This window comes from Nostoc sp. JL33 (assembly GCF_017114985.1).
Classification (GTDB): Bacteria; Cyanobacteriota; Cyanobacteriia; order Cyanobacteriales; family Nostocaceae; genus Nostoc.
Window position 1 is genome coordinate 95,997 of the sequence record NZ_JABXKP010000090.1, and the last position, 21,821, is coordinate 117,817.

Consider the following 21,821-nt stretch of genomic DNA (forward strand, 5'->3'; position numbering starts at 1 on the left):
AATTACAACAATCTCACGAAAAATAATTAGGAATTACGAATTAATATCAACTTGCTCCCACATTCATTGCTGCTAAAAAAGCCTTTTGGCTCACATCTCTGTAAACTGTATTTAAAGACTTCATTACCAGATCACTCGAAGTTGAATTTACTGCATTTTCCTCTTCCTTCGCTAGGGGGATTGCTCCTAATACATCTAATACCATCTCATTAGTGGACGGCGCAATCACTACCAATGATGACTCTAGTGGCTCATTGTATTGCCAGAATGAGTCAATTTTTACCAAGTATTTATTATTAGGAATTGACTGTTGAATATCGGGCGTTTCTGGCGTATTGGGTTGAATCTTAGCACTACGTAATTGACGTAAATCGCTGATAATTTGCTCTTTGGTACGTCCGCGCAATTGAAATAATATAAAAGGGTCTTCACTGAAGCGATCGCCTAACTGATAGTATATCGCACCAATGTGTTTACAGGGATTTGCTTTATCAGGACAAGAGCATTTACTCTGGATATCAGCAAGGGTAAATGGAAATATCGAAAGACCATTAGCTGTGAACACTTCTTCTATATTTTGTGGCATTTCTCCTGCTAGTAGCTTGGCAGCAAAAATTGCCCTTTGGGACATGGTTTCAATTACATAACTCCACTGTTCATCGGTAAATCGTTCAAGGGAAAGGGAAACTTTATAAGGTTCTACTTCACTACCTTGCACCCTAGCCAATACTTTTGCTCCTTTAAATTCAATGCTGAGAACATTTCCTTGACGAGCATAATTTCTTGCCCGTTCTAAACGCTTTTTAAACCGATAAGAATCTAGCAAATCTAGCCATTGTTGTGACCACCATTCTCGACTAGCTTGTAATGTGTCATTAGTCATAATAAATTTAAAACCTTAGTAGTTTGCTATGCTAATTTGCACGGGTTCGTAGTGAGCGCTTTAGCGCTAAAATCAAGGACTAAAGTCCTGACTACGAACTTATTCTGCATCATCATCAATTACTGCACTGCGGTCAAGTATTAGTAAGTTGCGAAGTTGATCTGTATCCATTTCAGTTAACCATTCTTCACCTGCACCCACCACTTGTTCAGCTAGTTGTTTTTTACTTTCAATCATGTCATGAATTTTTTCTTCTAAAGTCCCAGTGCAAACAAATTTATGTACTTGCACATTCCGAGTTTGACCAATCCGAAATACTCTATCTGTGGCTTGATTTTCCACGGCTGGATTCCACCATCTATCAAAGTGAAATACATGATTTGCTCGTGTTAAATTCAGCCCGACACCACCCGCTTTTAAAGAAAGAATCATAATCGGTGGCCCTTGAGGATCGTGTTGGAAACGGTCGATCATTTCCTCTCGTTGTTTTTTACTGGTGCTACCATATAAAAAGAATATTTCTCGCCCAAGCTGTTTTTCTAAATAGGGTTTAAGTAATTTACCCCACTCAGCAAATTGTGTAAATATTAAAGCTCTATCGCTTTCTGCTAAAACTTCTTCTAACATCTCTTCTAGTCGCAGAAGTTTGGCTGAATTATGTTGCTCTAATGTCGCTTCTTTCAAATATTGGGCTGGGTGATTGCAGATTTGTTTGAGTTTAATTAGTAAACCCAATATCATCCCCCGACGTTGCAATCCTTCAGCAGATTCAATCTCGACTAAAGATTGTTCTACAACTTGTTGATAAAGTGCAGCTTGTTCACCAGTTAGACCGCAAAATACGGTCATTTCTTGCTTATCTGGTAAGTCTTGAATAATGTCGCGATCGCTTTTCAATCGCCGCAGTATAAATGGTTGCACTAATGAACGTAACTGAGTCAAAGAAGCCGTATCACCATACTTTTCAATTGGCATGGCAAACCGACGCTGAAAAAATTGCTTATTGCCTAAATATCCTGGATTGAGAAAATCTAAAATAGACCAGAGTTCTTGTAGTCTATTTTCTACAGGTGTACCCGTCAACGCAATCCGAAACGTCGCTGATAATTGCCGTACTGCTTTTGACTGCTTCGCCTCTGGATTTTTTACATTTTGCGCTTCATCTAAAACAATTATCTGCCAAGAAACACTTTGCAATGACTTGATATCTCGATGAAGTAGTGAGTAACTGGTAACGATTAAATCGTGCTTTTTCACAGCTTCTAAAAACGCTTTACCTTTTGGGCGTTTGTCACCGTGATATTGCAAAATTTTCAGGCTTGGTGCAAATTTATTGACTTCCCTTTCCCAGTTGCCTAAAACAGAAGTTGGACAAACTAATAGTGTTGGATTTTCTAGTGCATCCTGTTCTTTCAAGTGCAGCAGAAAAGCAATGAATTGGACAGTGTTATGGCAGATAATATTGTTAGCGACAAAATTATGATGTTCGCTAACTTCAAAGTCATAAACCCATCCATCATAATCTATCTCCTCTATTGATTCTATCCGGCAATAAAATACCTCTTGGTCGAGAAGACATTGCAAAGACTGTCTTGTTAAGCTCAACTGTTCTACATCTAGGTTGCCATAGGCTGTCAGGGTTTGAGTTGTCCACTTGGAAGGTTTTAGTAGCTGATACTGTTCTTGGGCTTCCCCACTAATAATGCGGTTTATCCCAGCTATTACTGGCTGTAAACTATCTCTAGAAAATTGCTGTGAACCATTAATGTAAACAGTGTTGTGCATCCCAAAATGCTGCAACGGTAGCCCTGTTGCTATGACTGTTTGGGCAACCATATCAGAAGCAGGAATTCCTTCAATATTTGTGTTGCTGACTAGTTGACAAATTTGTTCTAATTTGCTCTGTTTTTCTAAGTTATTAAAACCAATTTCTTGGATAAATCTGCGGGCAGAATTTCCTTCAATCACACCAATATAGTAGGTGCGTAAAGTACGAGTTCCATTAGTGGCACATTTCAGTTTGGGCGATATTCGCAACCCAATACCGAAACGACGCAACAGTGCAGAAAGTTGCTGAATCAGTAAAGCTGAAGCTGTCGCAATCTCAATACTCCCCATACTCAAAACAACAGCAGATTCAGCATCAAAATAGTTTTGTAAAAATATCCGCACACTATCCAAGTCTGCCTGCATAATGAAGGGCGGAATAGATTTTTCTGCCGAGAGTTTACCCCAAACATAACCCTTAGCTTCTAAGAATTGCCGATAGGCTTGGCTGTTAACTCGAAGATTAGAAACTCTGTTAGGAAAGGTAGAAATATTAGGGTTGTTAATTTTGAGGTTATAGCGCTTTTGAATGCGTTGGCAAATCTGGAGTAGATCCTCTAGTACTCTGGTGTCTTTTTGGGATATTGTAACTCTTCCCACATGGGGTAGTTCATGCCCTTCGGCAATTTGCCAAGCGAGAAACTTGACTAAATCAGGGTCTTGTGGTTGTCCATTCCAAAGCGTTTTACCTGGTACACAAACGTAATCACCCACCTGTAAGTTATTTGTCCAACCTTTACTTGTTAGCAGCTTGTGACGATGAGTGATGGTGATATTGCTACCGTCTTCTAGGGTGACTTTTCGTAATTTCTCGCAGACTTGCTGCCGATACAACCGTCTGACATTCGCCTGGACAATTTTGCCAGTTTCTTCATCTATGGAATTAACTAGTAATTCCTCTGTGGGGTTAGCCCAAAATCCTTCGCCGTCAAACTCTGTTTCTCTGGCGTGAGTTGTCCAGATTGTTTCGGCTGTGCGTAACAGTCCATTTACATTTACTAGAGTATCATTAGCTACGCATTTACCCAATCCCATATCGTCTGCGAGACAAGCGCCCAAACCCCAACGTTCCAAGAAGGACAGCCAAGCAGCACCACGTTCTTGATAAGGTCGTAACTGTCCTTGAAAGCCTGTTGGTGTGGGCAAAGGTGCGATCGCCTGATTATTTGTTAGCGCCCCAATCAACTCTTGCAATGCCCCAGATGCCTCAAAGCTGACCACTGGTAATTTTTCAATTACCTGGGTATCCCCTGTACTGAAACGCAAGGCATCTTCCAAGGAAAGCGCCATTTGGTCTTTGCGAGTAGTAAAAAAGGTTTGGGCTGTCTTGATGTCTTGGGGACGCAATTCTACCCACTCGCCGTTAATTTCCACTAACGGACTATTTAAAGCCACAAGTTTATCAAACTCTGCTTTGGAAATAGTTTGTCCACCAATTGCCAATTGCCATTGGAAATTCAAGAGACTCTGCAATCCTAAACGTCCCTGCTTTGTCTTTGGAGTTTCGGCAGTAATTTTCAAACCCAAACGGTTCGCCCATCCTTCACGGTTCGCTAAACTGGGAGGCAAAATTACTCCCAAACCACTGTCTTCCAACCTCCAAGCTACAGCTTTGATAAACTCATAAGCTTGGATGGGGGTGATCCGAGAAGATTGGGGATATTCGGTTTCAAAACTGGGTGCGATCGCTGGATATAATCGGGAAGCTAGCCCCAATCCTCGCAAAAATGTTTCCTGTGGTTGCTCAATTGTTCGATTTTCATAAACCAATCGTTCAACTGGATTGTTCCAAATAGTTGCCGCATCCACCAAAAATTCAGGATCATCAGCCGCTTGTAGGAAATACGCCAATGTCCAATCTGTTTCGCCAGACTCTGGAGAACGCAGTTGAAAACAAGTACGAAATAGAGTTTTAAGAGTTAATTGGTATTGTAGCGGCATAGTCCAAGCCTTCAGTGCCGCTTCCAGTCGTTCCACTTCAATTGCATCTGCATTCACGGTATGAGATGCACTGGTTAAAGCTTGCAACCACTGTCGCACCGCAACTGGTAAAGATGCGATCGCCTTAGCTTCCATTGGAGGCTGAGAACTCACCATCCCTCGCACTTGGGCATCTATCGTACTGTTAAGAAATCCCAAAAGTAATTCTTGAGGTTTGGTAGGGAAGTCTACATAGATTGGGCATTGGTCATTGGGCATTGGGCATGGGGCATTGGTTATTGATTCTTCTCCCCCTGCTCCCCCATCTCCCCTGACTCCCCACTCCCCACTACTTCGGCTTCGCTCAGTACAAGTCCCCACTCCCTCTTGATAAGTCCGACAAACCAACGGCATAGTCGCAGAAAATTTTTCTAAGCGGGTTCCATCTACAGCACTGTCTAGAAGTACTTGCCATTTAGCAGCAAATGCACCATCTAATTGCCGCTCAATTGTTGGTAAAAACTTACACCGCGAGATTAAATCTAAACTCCACCGGGCAACCTGCGACCAAAAGCGTAAATCTCCTCCCAAAAAGGCATCTTCTCCGTTAGCAGCATTTAGGGGAACAGCAGTGAGAAATTTTACTGCCTCGCTGGGGTTGAGACAAAAACCCTCAACTCGCCACGGTTGCAAATATTGCGGGGAGTCTGTGTCTAGTCCCAAACTGGCAGAATGTACAGGGAAAATCGCTGCTGTTCCTTCGCCACTGCCTTCTGGGATGTAAGTTGGCACGGCAATTATTTGCGAATGCGTTGGTAAACTTATCTCAGTAGCACTTGCAGTTTTGCGTGTTCGCCCAGTAGTAGCGGTCGCAACTTGGGGTTGCTGAATGAAGTTAGCAATTGCCATTTTCTGGGAAGGCAACCACTCACTCAACTCAACTGATGTCATTGCCAATGGATGTAGTGGTATATCTCCAGATTCATTAGGCTCGAAATTTACTCGTGGCGATCGCCAAGTTTCTCCCCAAATAAATAAGCAACCTTTTTGATTTTTTAGTAACCAATTTCCGTGTAAAATCGCCATTTGCTAACTACTTAGATTTTCCCAAAACTCAAGAATTAAAATCGCCATTATTCTACTTTTTATATCTTATCAATAAGATTTTTTAGTCAAATTTTGCATACAATACATACTTGACTTCAGCAACTATTCTACATAAACATTATTAATCATGATTTTTCCCCTAATTAAAGTTGTAAAAAATGGTTTATTAGTGGAACTAGATTATATGCATCATCAAGAACAGGAGGTTGTAAGAGCATTACTCAATGTTGTAATTGTTGAAGGTAAAACTTATCCCCAAAAGCAACCTCTATCTCCAGCAGAATTTTCAGCTTACTGGTTGAATAAGGATGCCTTTGTTGTCAGGACATCTGTTCAGGATGCTACACACAAACCAAAAGAAATATTAGGGGCGTTTTATTTAAAACCAAACTTTCTTGGTCGGTGTAACCATATTTGCAACGCTGGTTTTATTGTACAACCTGGGTTACGCGGTCAGGGGATAGGGCGCTTCATGGGAGAGGCGATGCTTTTGATAGCAGCTAACCTTGGCTATGAGGCAGTAATGTTCAATTTGGTCTTTGAAACTAATATACCTTCAATTAGACTTTGGCAGTCGTTAGGATTTGAGATCATTGGGCGGATTCCGCGTGCAGCAAAGCTAGGGAATGAACAGGCAGTAGACGCGGTGATCATGTATCGCGCTTTGGGTTGAACAACAAGTCTGATCTTTTTATCTTTGTATATACCAGAAGTCAGTCATAGTGCATAAATGTTAGGATTGCCACAGAAAGAGAATAGCGAAAGAGAAGGAAAAAAAACTGAATGGCAGAAGTTGATAAGTCAATATCCTTCGATGGAAGGGATATTCGACTGAAAGTGGGCCTACTAGCTCCCCAGGCTGGTGGGTCGGTTTTGATAGAATCAGGGGACACATCCGTTTTAGTGACGGCTACGCGATCGCAAGCCAGAGAAGGCATTGATTTTCTTCCCCTCACAGTAGATTATGAAGAAAGGCTATATGCCGCAGGTAGGATTCCCGGCGGGATTATGCGGCGGGAAGGTCGCCCACCAGAAAAAACAATTCTCACCAGCCGTCTTATAGACCGTCCGATGCGTCCCCTGTTCCCTTCATGGCTACGGGATGACCTGCAAATTATTGCCTTAACGCTGTCGATGGACGAGTTAGTTCCACCCGATGTGTTAGCAGTTACAGGCGCTTCGATCGCTACCTTGATTGCCCAGATTCCTTTTAATGGGCCAATGGCAGCAGTGCGGGTTGGTTTAGTGGGAGATGATTTCATTATTAACCCCACCTATGCAGAAATTGAAGCTGGAGATTTGGATCTGGTCGTAGCAGGTTCACCAGATGGCGTAATCATGGTGGAGGCGGGAGCCAATCAGTTGCCAGAGCGAGATATTATCGAGGCGATTGACTTTGGTTATGAAGCAGTGCGGGACTTAATCAAAGCGCAGCAAGATTTAGTCGCAGAACTGGGTCTGGTAATTGTGCAAGAAGCACCACCACAAGTAGACCAAACGCTAGAAAATTATATCCGCGATCGCGCTAGTAGCCAGATTAAAAAAATCCTCTCTCAATTTCATTTCACCAAACCCGAACGCGATGCCGCTTTAGATGTCGTCAAGGATGAAATTGCCACAACGATCACCGAATTGTCACAAGAAGACCCAATTCGAGTTGCCGCAACTGCAAATAGCAAGGCACTTGGTAACACTTTTAAAGATATTACCAAATACTTCATGCGACGGCAAATCATCGAAGATAATGTTCGTGTTGATGGTCGTAAACTCGATGAAGTGCGTCGTGTTTCTTGTTCAGTTGGTGTCTTACCAAAGCGAGTCCACGGTAGCGGTTTATTTAACCGGGAACTAACTCAGGTATTATCCGCTTGTACTCTGGGTACACCTGGGGATGCCCAAAACCTCAACGATGACATGCAGCTAGATCAACACAAGCGTTACCTGCATCATTACAACTTCCCGCCTTTCTCAGTCGGGGAAACCAAGCCAATGCGATCTCCAGGAAGGCGCGAAATTGGTCACGGGGCATTGGCAGAGCGAGCGCTACTACCTGTGTTACCCTCAAAGGAACAATTTCCCTACGTGATTCGCATCGTATCGGAAGTACTTTCCTCCAACGGTTCCACTTCAATGGGTTCAGTCTGCGGTTCCACCCTAGCCTTAATGGATGCTGGTGTGCCAATTCTCAAACCCGTCAGTGGCGCGGCAATGGGTCTGATTAAGGAAGGTGACGAAGTGCGAGTCCTCACCGACATTCAGGGCATTGAAGACTTTTTGGGCGATATGGACTTCAAAGTTGCTGGGACGGATGTCGGGATTACCGCCTTGCAAATGGATATGAAAATATCTGGTCTGTCGTTGGACGTTATTTCCCAAGCCGTCCACCAAGCCAAATCAGCCCGGTTGCACATTCTGGAGAAAATGCTCGCCTGCATTGACACGCCGCGTACTGAAACCTCACCCTATGCCCCACGTCTGTTAACAATCAAGATTGATTCAGACATGATTGGTTTGGTTATCGGGCCTGGAGGCAAGACTATTAAGGGGATCACAGAGGAAACTGGTGCTAAAATTGACATCGAAGATGATGGCACGGTGACAATTTCTGCTGTGGATGAGAATAAGGCCAAGAGAGCCAAAAACATCATCCAAGGCATGACCCGCAAGCTGAACGAAGGGGATGTCTATGCCGGACGCATCACTCGGATTATACCGATAGGTGCATTTGTGGAATTCCTGCCTGGAAAAGAAGGTATGATCCACATCTCACAACTTGCTGATTACCGCGTTGGCAAAGTTGAGGATGAAGTAGCAGTGGGCGATGAAGTGATTATCAAAGTGCGCGAAATTGATAACAAAGGTCGGATTAATCTCACACGCTTGGGTATCCACCCAGATCAAGCAGCAGCAGCACGGGAAGCTGCGGCGGTGAATCGGTAACTCGATTTGGGATTTTAGATTGGATTAAATCTAAAATCCGCGATGCCTACTGTGAAGGCATCGCCGTATGCTTCTCTAATTAAGTAGCTGGACGTAAAAATTTGTCGTTAGGATAAGGCTGGAGGCAGTTATGCTGGAGGGAAGAGGGTTTTAGCCTAGTTTATCTTTCTTTACATAGTTTGGTTTTATGATGCCAACTTACTTAGTTGTACAGCTTTTAACCTGATACAACTTTCAAGTCACGTCGCTTATCTAGGAATTTAAAATTTAAAATTAACAAAGTTAAGACAGTTAATGAATGTTTTAACCTCGCCTATACTTGTTCAACGCTAATAGATTATTTATATTATTTATTCTGGGAAACCGTAGTTTTAGTATTTTTAAATACATTGTTTATCTATTTACAAATCTAGCAGATTGTCGGATCATAATGACACCAAAAAAAAGTGATAAGTAACACTTTTTTTGTAATTTGTACCATAATGTTCTGTGAAAAATATCTATCATGAGTTTAGTTTCAACGATAAATAAACTGAAATCAGTTCAAGTTCCCACACTCAATGATTGCAGTTCACAAAGCCTGCTCAACTACTTTGAGAATGCTTGGGAACTTGAAGAAATACTGATGAAAAGTTTGGTTGGGGAAGAAACTTTTTATCTTAACCCTGATCCTTTAAGAAACCGTCTAATTTTTTATCTTGGTCACTCAGCTGTTTTTTTCATCAACAAGTTAATTGGTGTTGGTTTAATAAAAGCTAGAATTAATTCACAATACGAAACCCTATTTGAAATCGGAGTTGATCCACATACACCCACAGAACTTGACGCAGCTATGCAAGGGATTAGCTGGCCTGATGTCGAAAAAGTTTGGCAATATCGGGACAAGGCACGAGAGGCGATCGCAAAGGTTATTCAAAATACTTCCCTGGATCTCCCAATTCATCAACAGCATCCCTTCTGGGCTTTGCTGATGGGAATAGAACATAGTCGGATTCACTTTGAAACCTCTTCGATGCTGGTGCGTCAATTGCCTACTGATCGTCTAAAACGTCCCCAAGGCTGGAATTATGCACCTAGTAACGCGAAGATTCCTCACAATGAAATGCGCCGGGTTCCAGGTGGTGTGGTGAAACTAGGAAAACCCAAGGATGATCTTACCTATGGTTGGGATAGCGAATATGGCGATCGCACTGTTGAAGTGAAACCGTTTTTAGCTAGTCAATATCTGATCACTAACGGCGAATATCTGAAATTTGTTCAAGCTGGTGGTTACAACAATCCCGACTACTGGGATAGTGAATCTGGGAATTGGAAGCAACTCTACAACGTCCAACATCCCAAATTCTGGATACCTTTCGAGGATGGCTACCGTTATCGAGCCACATTCGACGAAATAGACTTACCCCTAGATTGGCCTGTAGAAGTCAACTATTACGAAGCGATCGCATTTTGTCGCTTTCAAGGCTCAGAAATTCGCTTGATGACTGAAGCAGAATGGAATCAAGCCTTACTTACCTGTGAGGATAAGCACTTATCAAGTAATCATAATCTTAACTTACAATTCATTTCCCCCAGCCCAGTGGGAATGTTCAAATCAGTTAATAGTACTTGTGGGCTTTATGATCTCAGAGGAAATGTCTGGGAATGGCTGGGGGACACTTTCAACCCCCTACCAGGATTTCAACCTCATCCGCTTTACAAAGATCAAGCAGCACCCTTTTTTGATGGCAAACATCAGATGATGCTCGGCGGTTCTTGGGCTAGTAATGGTTCAATGGCATTACCAACCTATCGCAATTGGTTTCGTCCCTACTTTTATCAACACGCTGGTTTTAGAATTGCTCAAGATTTGTAAGCTGTGTCATGAAATGAATATATTGAATCTTGAACATAGCGATCGCACAATAAACTCAAGACATTTAAAAGGAGATTACTGAGAATGAAACATGAAATTATGTTCATTATTTTCTAAATAACCCAAGTTGCTAGTTACTCACCCCAGAGCTTTACGCTGGGGTATCGTGCATGGTTACTCAAATAATAAAATCCCCTCCAATGAGATAAAAAGAGGGGAAGATGCTAAACGAAATAATTACGGACTGTGCTATCATCGACAACCTGTTAAAGGTTATTGGGCATGATCAAGACAGTCGTGGAAAGATGAGCGATGCAAAAATTATTCCAACAGCCCATCGGTTATGTTGCTATTAACAGCTTATTTGCTTTCTTTTGTGATAAAAACATTCTCTAGATATAAAATTAATTCCTCCTATGAATAGGTGCAAAAATATATTAATCCAAGTTGCTAATTACTCACCTTAGAGCTTCGCAAACAATAGCCGAAAAGAATGATTTTCTGGTAGGGGCAATTCATGAATTGCCCCTGAGCGCGTGTATTTTTGCGTAATTTCTAAAAAAGAGAGGAAGATGCTAAACGAAATAATTACGAATGCAAAAAATCAATACGCTTAGTAATCCTCAACACCCGCTCACAATCCCCAGGCTATGAATACATTCAGCCTGGGGACTTCTGAGAAACGTTAAAAACCATAAAATCTCGATTGACGATGACTTTATAGACTTTCCCTTTCTCCAGTTATATTTTCTTTCCAAAAAATTCCGCAATTACAGTCACAAAACTCCAGTTTCTATCTTTGAATGATTAAGCTTTTTTCAACCAGCTAAACATAGCGCGTAAATCTTTGCCAACTTCCTCAATTTTGTGTTCAGCTTCTTTGCGACGCAAAGCGGTAAATCCTGGTTTACCAGCTTGGTTTTCTAGAACAAATTCCCGTGCAAATTGCCCAGATTGAATTTCGCTGAGAATCTTTTGCATTTCAGCCTTGGTTTGTTCGGTAACAATTCGCGGGCCACGAGTATAATCGCCATATTCAGCAGTATTAGAAATGCTGTCGCGCATTTTGGCTAAACCACCTTCCACAACCAAGTCAACAATCAACTTGACTTCATGCAGACATTCAAAATAAGCCAATTCTGGTTGATAACCAGCTTCTACCAAAGTTTCAAATCCGGCTTTGATTAAAGCACTCAAACCACCGCACAATACCGCTTGTTCGCCAAATAAATCTGTTTCAGTTTCTTCGCGGAAAGTAGTTTCGAGAACACCAGCGCGAGTACCACCAATACCTTTAGCGTATGCCATCGCGCGATCGCGTGCCTGACCACTGGCATCTTGATAAACTGCAAACAGCGATGGTACGCCTTCTCCACTTTCATAAGTCCGCCGTACTAAATGCCCCGGCCCTTTTGGTGCTACCATCACCACATCGACGTTATCCGGTGGTACAACTTGCCCAAAGTGAATATTGAAACCGTGGGCAAAGGCTAACACATTCCCTTCTTCTAGATTGGGTTCAATCTCGTTTTTGTAAATCGTTTTTTGAACTTCATCAGGTAACAAAATCATGATGAAGTCAGCAGCATTGGCAGCATCTGCAACATTCTTCACAGTTAATCCAGCTGCTTCAGCTTTTGCTACTGACTTACTACCCGGATATAATCCCACAATCACATTCAAACCACTATCTTTTAAATTGAGAGCGTGGGCATGACCTTGGGAACCATAGCCGATAATAGCAATAGTTTTTCCAGCCAAAAGGTCTAAATTGGCATCTTCGTCATAATACATCCGGGCCATAGAAGCATCTCCTGTCAGCAAGCATCGTCAATTGGCAGACTTTTGATTCTACCTCAAATTGAGTAACCACAGATGAACTGTTACCCGGATTTCTCACAATATTGCTCAAAGCCTTATAAAACCTAGATTCAGAAGTTTCGCACTGCATTAAAATTTTTAGCTGTCATAAATGTCCGAAAGATACCCTGGATAAAGGTTTTGCATAAGGCACTGACAAATAAAAAAATACTCAACTACTTCTTGTGGGGTGGGTGCCCGCCTTTGGCTATGGGCGGGCAAGACTTCGGCGTGACACTTCGACAAGCTCAGTGCAAAGACGCTCAGTCGAACGCTGCCCACCCCACAAAATTGAATAATTTATTTGTAGGAAATCCCTAATGCGATCGCTAATTCTCAAATCGGGAATATATTCAAAAAACCGAACGTATAGGGCAACGCGATAACTTAGTAGTTAATTTGACAGGTTACACAAATAATTTACTTAAGTTACCCAAAATCATCAGCACCGCCCCCTAGAGTCATAATAGTGTTTCCGATCAGGGAAGCTTCGTTATTAAAAATTTGAAATCGGAAGTTTTACCCTAGTATGGGGTTAGTAACGCTGGTGATTCTTTGAGAGGAAAGGCATTCTAAGACTTCGGCATAGCGAGAGTGCGATCCTGGTTGCCATATCACCTTGAAACTTACCTGCGGTAACGGTTCCAGTAGACACTATAACGTTATTACCTTCAATTTTAGTTCAAACTTGATTGATTAATCAAGCATATAACAGTCGAATTGCGATTTAAATTGAGTTAGTAAATTGAAATAATCATTCATCAGGTCAGACTACCAATGCTCTCCCAAGATAAACCAAATCCAAAAGATTCACCGCAAGGATCGTGCGAAACACCTCGTCAAAACATTCTGCCCACTGCCCCATTACCGGAATCTATTAGTAAAAATATCGATACTATCATCGCATTGCACAGACGTTCTGAAAAAGACGTACCACAACACCAACGGGTTGTAGAAACGGTAACTGCCTTTTTTGGTCGTCCTGCATTCCTGTATAGCATCGTGCTTGCGATTATTCTGTGGGTAACACCCAATATCTTACCACGACGTTTGGGCATACCAAGATTTGATCCTCTTCCATTTCCTTGGTTACAATTTTCCCTGACTGTGGGTTCATTGTTGGTGACAACAGGGGTATTGATTAAACAAGAGCGACAAGAAAAGTTAGCAGAGCAACGGGCGCAGCTTAGTCTTCAACTTAACCTGCTCTCTGAGCAGAAAATCGCTAAACTCATCGGTTTGCTTGAGGAATTACGCCAAGATATTCCTAATGTCAAAAATCGCTCTGACCCGGAGGCTGAAATGATGAAGTCCCCTACTGATCCGCACGCAATTATAGATGTATTAGAAGAGACTTTAGCATCCGAGTTAGCAAGTTTCTCTGAGCAAAAAACATTAATTGAAGAATAATAATTGGACTTTGGACAAAACTTTATCCCTGTTACATAAATCGCAACAATACATGGATTGAGTTTTACTTCAGTAATACTGGATTTAACTTCATCCATCTGGGGATAGATTATGTATACTTCGATGAAATTGCCGCGCACGTCTGCTTTATTTGTGAGTGCGTTATTAGGAGGCGTAATTTTCACCAGTTGCGCCTCTTCCCATCAGTCAGCAAATCAGGCTTTACCTGAAATTGCAGCCGATGGCGCGGCAAATAAAGCGATCGCACCGGCTAGTGAAAGCAGTCTTTCCCAAAAGACGCAAGCTGCACCAAGATCCCGTTCTCGTCCCCAACTGATCAAAAAGGCAGCAATGTCTTTGAGAGTCAACTCTGTAGATAAGAGTATTGATGCTGTTTCGCAAATTATCAATAAACAGCAAGGGGATTTAATCGGGTTGCAAGAACAACAACCCAAAAACGACAACCTGCGTTACACAGCAACAATACAATTGCGGATACCAGAAAATCTGCTGGAATCTACCTTAGAACAATTAGCTAAATTGGGCACTGTCGAGAGTCGTAATATCACTGCGGAAGATGTGGGCGATCGCTTGGTGGATTTCCAAGCTAGATTAACCAATTTGCAGAAAACTGAAGTCAATTTGCAAAAAATTATGGATCGGGCGGGTTCAATTAGAGATGTGCTTAGTGTTGCCCAAGAGTTGAGTAATGTCCGACAAACAATAGAACAAATTAATGCCCAACTAAAAAGCCTACAAAATCAAGTTGCTTATTCCACTATTACGCTGAACCTAGAAGCAGCAGTTTCTAGCACCAGTCCCCAACCTGCCTTTGGTTTGCAAGTTCAGGAAACTTGGAATAACTCTACCCATTCTTTGAGTGCATTTTCCGTTGGCTTACTCAAGCTGGGTATTTGGTTAATTGTTTACAGTCCCTATTTGTTAATTTTTGCTGCTCTTGTCTATGGCTTTATCCGTTGGCGGCGAACTCATTCACCACGTTTGACACAAACACCAGAACCAACTAGTTCCAAGTAAGTTTATACAAACATTACATCTATATTTAGTAAATTTACATAAGCAAAGAGCGATTCAAATATTCCCAACTCTTATAGCGGCTCTCAGGTGCATGAAGTACATCATAACCTCACCACGCCAGTTGCTACAACGGGGGGAACCCCCGCAACGCACTGGCTCCCCAACCCCTCTCCTTGGTAAGGAGAGGGGAGATAATAGCGTTTCCTAATCACACACATGAGGTACATCTTAGCTTCCTCCTCGCAAGCAAGTAGGGGGTTGGGGATGGGGTTCTCGGTTAAGCTGTGACTGACTTTTATTAGAAACGCTATCTTGTCTGCGCCTCCATCTTGAAAAGTTCTATTTATCCTGTAGTTTTGATTACTTTAATCATTCTTCAAATGTAAAAAGCAATACAAAATATATGATGACAATATTGATACAAATTTGTTAAGAATAGTTACAATAGTCGGAATACAGGATAATATTTCTTATGGTAAATTCACTTGACAATAATCCACCTCATAAAGTAGTAATTGTTGGCGGTGGTTTTGGTGGACTTTATACGGCGAAAACACTCGCCAAAGCGGCAGTAAACGTTACTCTGATTGATAAACGCAACTTTCATCTATTTCAACCCCTCTTATATCAAGTCGCTACAGGTGCGCTATCTCCTGCGGATATTTCTTCGCCGTTGCGTTCTGTACTCAGCAAGAGCAAAAATACGAAAGTGTTGCTGGGAGAGGTGAATAATATTGATCCAGAAGCGCAAAAAGTGATTGTGGGTGACGAAGCAATAGCTTACGATACGTTAATTGTCGCCACAGGAGCCAAGCATTCCTACTTTGGCAAAGACAACTGGGAAGAATTCGCCCCAGGCTTGAAAACTGTAGAAGATGCCATAGAAATGCGTCGCCGGATTTTTACAGCGTTTGAAGCCGCAGAAAAAGAAACAGATCCAGAAAAACGCCGTGCCTGGTTAACTTTTGTAATTATTGGTGGTGGCCCGACTGGTGTAGAATTAGCGGGCGCGATCGCAGAATTAGCAAATCAAACTCTCAAAGAAGATTTCCGCAGCATCGACACATCCGAAGCCAAGATTTTGCTATTAGAAGGTCTGGATCGCATTTTGCCACCCTTTGCACCAGAGTTATCACAAGAAGCGGAAGCATCTTTAACGCGGTTGGGGGTGATTGTCCAGACAAAAACATTGGTAACGAATATTGAAAATGATCTTGTTACCCTCAAACAAGGCGAACAAGTCAGCGAGATTGCCTCAAAAACGGTATTATGGGCAGCAGGTGTGAAAGCTTCAGCAATGGGAAAAGTGCTAGCAGAACGCACAGGTGCCGAATGCGATCGCGCTGGACGGATTATCGTTGAATCTGACTTGAGTATTAAGGGACATCCGAATATTTTTGTAATTGGCGACTTAGCAAATTTTTCTCATCAAAATGATAAACCATTACCTGGTGTTGCACCTGTAGCGAAGCAACAAGGTGAATATGTAGCAGAACTAGTCCAGCATCGGCTTGCAGGTGAGAGTTTGCCACCCTTTGCTTATGTTGATCACGGTAGTTTAGCGATGATTGGGCACAATTCTGCTGTGGTAGATTTGGGTTTTATCAAGCTGAAAGGTTTCTTTGCATGGCTGTTTTGGCTGTTGATTCACATCTACTTCTTAATTGAATTTGACAACAAATTAGTAGTGATAATTAAGTGGGCATGGAACTATTTCACCCGTCATCGCGGAGCCAGATTGATTACAGGTCAAGAATCCTTACCCACTCAGGAATTGGCGATCGCAACAGTTATTACACATCAGGAAATAGTAAACAGCCGATAAATATCTAGTTGGGCATTGGGCATTGGGCAAGAATTCTTCCCAATACCTAACTCCTAACTCCTAACTCCTAACTCCTAACTCCCCACTCCCCACTCCCCACTCCCCACTCCCCGCCCTCATAAATTAGCAGTAAGCTGTTTGAGGGCGTTTTTCATAATCTACACATGGCAACTATTAACGACAACTACCTGAAACTGAAAGCGGGCTACCTGTTTCCAGAAATTGCTCGGCGGGTGAATGTCTTTGCGGAAGCGAACAGTAATGCTAAAATCATCCGGTTGGGGATTGGTGATGTTACCGAACCTCTGCCGGAGGCTTGCCGCACAGCGATGATTAAAGCTGTGGAAGAAATGGGCGATCGCAATACCTTCAAAGGCTACGGCCCAGAGCAAGGCTACGCTTGGTTACGAGAAAAAATTGCTACTCAAGATTTCCAAGCACGGGGAGCTGCGATCGATGCCTCGGAAATCTTTATCTCCGACGGTTCCAAGTGCGACACCGGCAACATTTTGGAAATCTTTGGTCATGACAACATAATTGCCGTTACTGACCCAGTTTATCCCGTGTATGTAGACACTAACGTTATGGTGGGAAATACTGGGGATGCTAATGATAAAGGCGAATTTGAGGGTTTAGTTTATCTGCCGATTACGGCTGAGAACAACTTCACCGCCGAGATTCCCTCAAAGAAAGTCGATTTAATTTATCTCTGCTTTCCCAATAACCCGACTGGCGCAACTGCTACCAAGGAATATCTCAAGGCATGGGTTGATTATGCCAAAGCTAATAACTCGATTATTTTCTTTGATGCAGCCTACGAAGCTTACATTACCGATCCGTCGATTCCCCACTCAATTTATGAAATTGAAGGTGCAAGGGAAGTTGCGATCGAATTTCGGTCTTTCTCCAAGAATGCAGGTTTTACAGGAACCCGTTGCGCGTTAACTGTGGTACCGAAAACACTCACAGCAAAAGCCGCCGATGGTTCGGATGTGGAACTCTGGAAACTCTGGAATCGCCGCCAGTCTACTAAGTTTAATGGTGTTTCTTACATCATCCAACGGGGAGCCGAAGCGGTTTACTCTGAAGAAGGACAGGCGCAAGTCAAAGGATTGGTGAGTTTCTATCTAGAAAACGCCAAAATTATCCGCGAGAAACTCACAGCCGCCGGATTATCAGTTTATGGTGGCGTGAATGCACCTTATGTCTGGGTGAAAACGCCTAATGGTTTGTCCAGTTGGGAATTCTTTGATAAGTTGCTGCAAACTGTCAATGTTGTGGGGACACCTGGTTCTGGCTTTGGTGCTGCGGGTGAAGGTTACTTCCGTATTTCGGCGTTTAACAGTCGGGAAAATGTCGAAGAGGCAATGAAGCGGATTACCGAGAAGTTTAAAGTGTAAGCTGATCGCTTTTAGCCGCTTTTGTTAAACTCATTCTATTAGTCTAAAGGTTACGGTGGGCTATATTATCCACCGCAACCTGATAGATAATTATTGAGATTCAGCTTACTTATATTTTGGTTATGACTGCTGCTATCCCCGTTTTCAAACCTGTTAGCCAAATGCAGTTAGCACCTGGTAGCACGGTGACTATTCCAGATGTTAGCTGGGAAGAATTTGAATCTATTTTACAAGAATTGGGAGAAAAAAGAACTATACGAATTGCCTACAGTCAAGGGACTTTAGAAATTATGGCTCCTTTACCAGAACATGAAATACCCAAAGATTTAATTTCTGATATTGTCAAAATATTGCTGAAGGCTAAAAATATCAGATATCAACCTTTTGGTTCCACCACCTTTAAACGGCAAGGTGTAGCAGGAGTTGAACCTGATGCTTGCTTTTATATTCAGAATTATCAACAAATGATTGGTCATCGTCGCTTACAACCTGATGACCCGCCGCCAGATTTAGCGATTGAGACTGATGTCACATCGAAAACTACTCTTGATGCTTATGAAGCCATTGGAGTCCCAGAACTATGGGTTTACGATAGCGGGAGTCTTTCTATTTATTTGCTGAAAGAGGGGAAATACATAAAATCTAACACCAGTCCTAATTTTGAAGATATAGCTATTACTCAAATTATTCCGGCAGCCGTGGAACGTAGTTGGCAAGTAGGAAGTTTTCAAGCTTTGGAAGAATTGGAAGCAATGATTCAGTAAATAATAAGTACCTGTGCAGAATTCATTACATATTATAAGGTCATTGCGAGGCTTCCGACGCAATCCCAAACCCCGGCGATTGCTTCATTCCGCTTCTCTACGAGACGCTACCGCGAACCCTTCATTCGCAATGACATTTCGCATTCCAGGAACAAGTTCAATAAATGCCAAGTTAAATAGTTTGTATCTTTATGTTGGTAGTCGTATTTAAAGGCGATCGCCTTCATGTCGTGGTTGTAAACTTAGCATTTTGGGTAACTTTGGCAGAATGGTTTTCTGGCTCTGAATACATAGCAAATAATTCACTAAAAACCTCCTCCCCATTCATCTCTCCACTACTAATAAATCGTTCTACCTCAACCGAACCATCCTCAAAAAATTCTACTTCCCATCGTTCCCCAGCCACCGCCACATTCACCATAATAGTCTCATCCCGATGATGGGCTAAAGTGTAACTAATTTTCTCTTGTTCCAATTGATTTAGAAAGGTAACTAGTTTACTAAATCCATGACTCTTCATTTTTAACAATATCCATTAATTGCATCAAAAAACTATTCCTTATAATTACTTCTTCCTTCATCATCATCATCAGGTAAATCAATTTTTGGTTCAACTTTTTTTCGTCCATAATTAGCCAAAGTCACCCCTTCTTCTAAATATACAGCAGAGTATTTACTCAACCCAATACGTTGTGCAGAGTAAATTCCTGAATGACCTGAAAATAAATAGCTTACTACACAGCCAATAGCAATAAATATCCCTGATTCCAGACCAAATAGTTCAATTCCCATTAAGGTGGATGCCAAAGGTGTATTTGCTGCACCCGCAAACACACCCACAAATCCCATTCCTGCTAACAGTGGTGTAGGTAATGCTAAAAGTAACGACAAAGCATTACCTAAAGTAGCACCAATAAAAAACAAAGGGGTTACTTCCCCACCCTTAAAACCTGCGCCTAGAGTTAAAGCTGTCATACCCAATTTGGCTGCAAAATCCCAAGGAGGTAGCTGAGTGTAGAAAGAATCAACGATAGTTGGGATACCAAGGCCAATGTACTTGGTTGTTCCACTCAATCCAACAATTGCTGCTATTATCGCCCCGCCTATCAAAGGACGCATTGGAGGATAAAATATCTTGGCTTTAAAGAAGTGACTGATTTTGTGAGTTAATTGAGCAAAAAATCGGGCAGTTATTCCAAAGATTGCACCTGCAATAATCGCAGAAATCAGTCCCCAAATTGTAAGCGTCGGTGTAGACGGAGCGTGTTGGTATGCTGTATGATGCAAACCCAATAGTAAGGTTACTTGATTTCCAACGATCGCAGCAATTAAAGAAGGAAAAAGCGCGTCATAATTAATTTTACCAATTGCTAAAACTTCTAGACCAAATACGGTTCCAGCTAAGGGAGTACCGAAAACTGAAGCGAATCCTCCACTTATACCTGCCGTTAACAAAATCCGCCGATTAGCCCCTTGAAAATGTAATATTTTAGTTAACTGGTCTGAAAAAGTTGCACCCATTTGTAATGCTGTACCTTCACGACCGGCTGAACCACCAAATAAATGCGTCAGGTCTGTTCCTAGTAAAACAAGAGGAGCCATACGGAAGGGAATAATATTTTTGGGGTTATGGATTTCTTCAAGTAAAAGGTTATTTCCGGCTTCTACAGTCCGGCCAAACTGATGATAAATCCAACCGCTCACAAAGCCACCAAGGGGCAGTAAGGCGATAATCCACCGGTGCGATTCTCGCCAATTAGTTGCCCATTCCAATGATGCTAAAAGAGCCGCAGAAGCTGTTCCAGCAAGAATGCCAACCACAAAGGAAATAGGCAACCATTTAATTAGATGGGGTAATGCAATAAACGGTTCAAACTGACGAAGGCGTTTCATAAATACACTGGCTAACATCCCATGACTTCTTGAGGTGCATCTGTAGACTTACACTTTCTACAGGGGAGTCAGGTAATGTGTTTAGCCAAGCCCTACCCTCCCGCAGTTAGCGAAGAAAGTAGGAGCCATTAGCCTTTCAGTGATGATTTTTAGGACTGGAAAGGCGGTTTTGGCGAGCTCCATCGCCATTAATTTGAATTTAAATCAAGGATACCATTTTTGCTTTTGGTTGAATCAATATTTGTATTTGTTTCTTTGAGTGATTAGCAATAATACAGCTGCGATGCCTGCGGTTTTTGCTAGCCAACGCAAACAAGCTACTAGCGATAAAAGTCGCCTCTGCTCTCAGTGTTTGCCACAGCCCACTAGCTAGCAAACTGGCAGGTAAAAGCGCTAATATCACAGCTAAGTTGAGGAATCCAAAAGCAGCGCGGCGCAGATTTGCAGGTATACTATTTGCCACTAGTGGTCTGTAAAATTCATTTTGACGGTTAGGGAGACGCGATAAATCGCCGTCTCTACAGGGAATCTATCTACTAGTACGCCAACAGCATTCTTGGTTGCCCAAAATCCGCGAGCGATCGCAATTTATTTGATGCACAGGATACTCACAAGCCACTGAAGCTTTGAAGGTGTGCAAACTAGATAGATTTTCAACTATTTACCGAACAGATGTATGAAGCACAAGGGATAGACTCAGAATCTCTATAAAAGTTAAGTGGGAAAACTTTGTGAAATTTACTCTCGTTAGTTCCACAAACCTCTCCCTGTCTTGAATTAAAGTTCAAGTCTGTCCCTCTCTGAGTCGGCTATGGTATACACGTAGGTTATTGAATTACCCCTCCCTAACCCTCCCCTTATAAAGGGGAGGGAATTAGATGTCTTAGTTTCCCCTTTCTAATGTTATTTTGGCGATCGCATTTGTTGATTTAGGGTTCGCATTTGTTGATTCGGGGTTCGCATTTGTTGATTTGGGGTTCGCATTTGTTGATTCGGGGTTCGCATTTGTTGATTTAGGGTTCGCATTTGTTGATTCGGGGTTGGCATTTGTTGATTTAGGGTTCGCATTTGTTGATTCGGGGTTCGCATTTGTTGATTT

General features: G+C 42.2%; 15 protein-coding genes, 1 pseudogene and 1 riboswitch. Of the genes and pseudogenes, 9 read left to right on the plus strand and 7 right to left on the minus strand.

Annotated features, from left to right (window positions below; all coding sequences use genetic code 11):
• Positions 1 to 46: 46 nt before the first annotated feature.
• Both HWQ23_RS26870 and HWQ23_RS26875 read right to left on the minus strand, forming a co-directional pair.
• On the minus strand, positions 47 to 883 hold the full coding sequence (locus tag HWQ23_RS26870; RefSeq protein WP_292835332.1) for an SWIM zinc finger family protein: 837 nt from the start codon (positions 881 to 883) through the stop codon (positions 47 to 49).
• 99 nt (positions 884 to 982) lie between these two features.
• A complete protein-coding gene (locus HWQ23_RS26875) occupies positions 983 to 5,716 on the minus strand; it encodes an SNF2-related protein (RefSeq protein ID WP_292835334.1) in 4,734 nt (1,577 codons plus the stop codon).
• A gap of 148 nt (positions 5,717 to 5,864) precedes the next feature.
• Between HWQ23_RS26875 and HWQ23_RS26880 the strand changes: the two genes are divergently transcribed.
• The 4 genes and pseudogenes from HWQ23_RS26880 to HWQ23_RS33745 all read left to right on the plus strand — a co-directional run.
• Positions 5,865 to 6,410: a GNAT family N-acetyltransferase gene (locus HWQ23_RS26880; protein ID WP_292835337.1), complete on the plus strand. Its 546-nt coding sequence runs from the start codon at positions 5,865 to 5,867 to the stop codon at positions 6,408 to 6,410.
• A gap of 110 nt (positions 6,411 to 6,520) precedes the next feature.
• Positions 6,521 to 8,677 carry a polyribonucleotide nucleotidyltransferase gene (locus HWQ23_RS26885; protein WP_292835340.1) on the plus strand — a complete coding sequence of 719 codons (2,157 nt, stop codon included), beginning with the start codon at positions 6,521 to 6,523 and terminating at the stop codon, positions 8,675 to 8,677.
• 505 nt (positions 8,678 to 9,182) lie between these two features.
• Positions 9,183 to 10,532, plus strand: coding sequence for a 5-histidylcysteine sulfoxide synthase (gene ovoA / locus HWQ23_RS26890; RefSeq protein ID WP_292835343.1), 1,350 nt, complete (start codon positions 9,183 to 9,185; stop codon positions 10,530 to 10,532).
• A 221-nt stretch (positions 10,533 to 10,753) separates the two neighbouring features.
• A pseudogene (locus HWQ23_RS33745) lies at positions 10,754 to 10,867 on the plus strand (IS982 family transposase); the annotation flags it as partial.
• Positions 10,868 to 11,339: 472 nt separating this feature from the next.
• Here HWQ23_RS33745 and ilvC read toward each other — a convergent pair.
• A complete protein-coding gene (gene ilvC / locus HWQ23_RS26895; RefSeq protein WP_292835346.1) occupies positions 11,340 to 12,335 on the minus strand; it encodes a ketol-acid reductoisomerase in 996 nt (331 codons plus the stop codon).
• An 834-nt stretch (positions 12,336 to 13,169) separates the two neighbouring features.
• Here ilvC and HWQ23_RS26900 point away from each other — a divergent pair.
• From HWQ23_RS26900 to HWQ23_RS26920, 5 genes are all read left to right on the plus strand, one after another.
• The gene (locus HWQ23_RS26900; RefSeq protein WP_292835349.1) at positions 13,170 to 13,802 is read left to right on the plus strand and encodes a DUF1003 domain-containing protein; all 633 of its coding nucleotides are present in this window, start codon (positions 13,170 to 13,172) and stop codon (positions 13,800 to 13,802) included.
• Between the two features lie 111 nt (positions 13,803 to 13,913).
• Entirely contained in the window at positions 13,914 to 14,840 is a 927-nt protein-coding gene (locus HWQ23_RS26905; RefSeq protein ID WP_292835352.1) for a DUF4349 domain-containing protein, read from the plus strand.
• Positions 14,841 to 15,312: 472 nt separating this feature from the next.
• Positions 15,313 to 16,665: an NAD(P)/FAD-dependent oxidoreductase gene (locus tag HWQ23_RS26910; protein ID WP_292835355.1), complete on the plus strand. Its 1,353-nt coding sequence runs from the start codon at positions 15,313 to 15,315 to the stop codon at positions 16,663 to 16,665.
• A 164-nt stretch (positions 16,666 to 16,829) separates the two neighbouring features.
• The gene (locus HWQ23_RS26915; protein WP_292835360.1) at positions 16,830 to 18,065 is read left to right on the plus strand and encodes an LL-diaminopimelate aminotransferase; all 1,236 of its coding nucleotides are present in this window, start codon (positions 16,830 to 16,832) and stop codon (positions 18,063 to 18,065) included.
• A 122-nt stretch (positions 18,066 to 18,187) separates the two neighbouring features.
• Entirely contained in the window at positions 18,188 to 18,829 is a 642-nt protein-coding gene (locus HWQ23_RS26920) for a Uma2 family endonuclease (RefSeq protein ID WP_292835363.1), read from the plus strand.
• 223 nt (positions 18,830 to 19,052) lie between these two features.
• Here the strand turns inward: HWQ23_RS26920 and HWQ23_RS26925 are convergent, their stop codons facing one another.
• The 4 genes from HWQ23_RS26925 to HWQ23_RS26940 form a co-directional block, all read right to left on the minus strand.
• Entirely contained in the window at positions 19,053 to 19,349 is a 297-nt protein-coding gene (locus tag HWQ23_RS26925) for a hypothetical protein (protein WP_292835367.1), read from the minus strand.
• Between the two features lie 32 nt (positions 19,350 to 19,381).
• Entirely contained in the window at positions 19,382 to 20,722 is a 1,341-nt protein-coding gene (locus tag HWQ23_RS26930; RefSeq protein WP_292835370.1) for a voltage-gated chloride channel family protein, read from the minus strand.
• 112 nt (positions 20,723 to 20,834) lie between these two features.
• Positions 20,835 to 20,918: riboswitch (Fluoride riboswitch) on the minus strand.
• A gap of 3 nt (positions 20,919 to 20,921) precedes the next feature.
• Entirely contained in the window at positions 20,922 to 21,185 is a 264-nt protein-coding gene (locus HWQ23_RS26935) for a hypothetical protein (RefSeq protein ID WP_292835373.1), read from the minus strand.
• 440 nt (positions 21,186 to 21,625) lie between these two features.
• Positions 21,626 to 21,821 (minus strand): hypothetical protein (locus HWQ23_RS26940; RefSeq protein WP_292835376.1); only part of this gene is annotated, 196 nt, incomplete at its 5' end.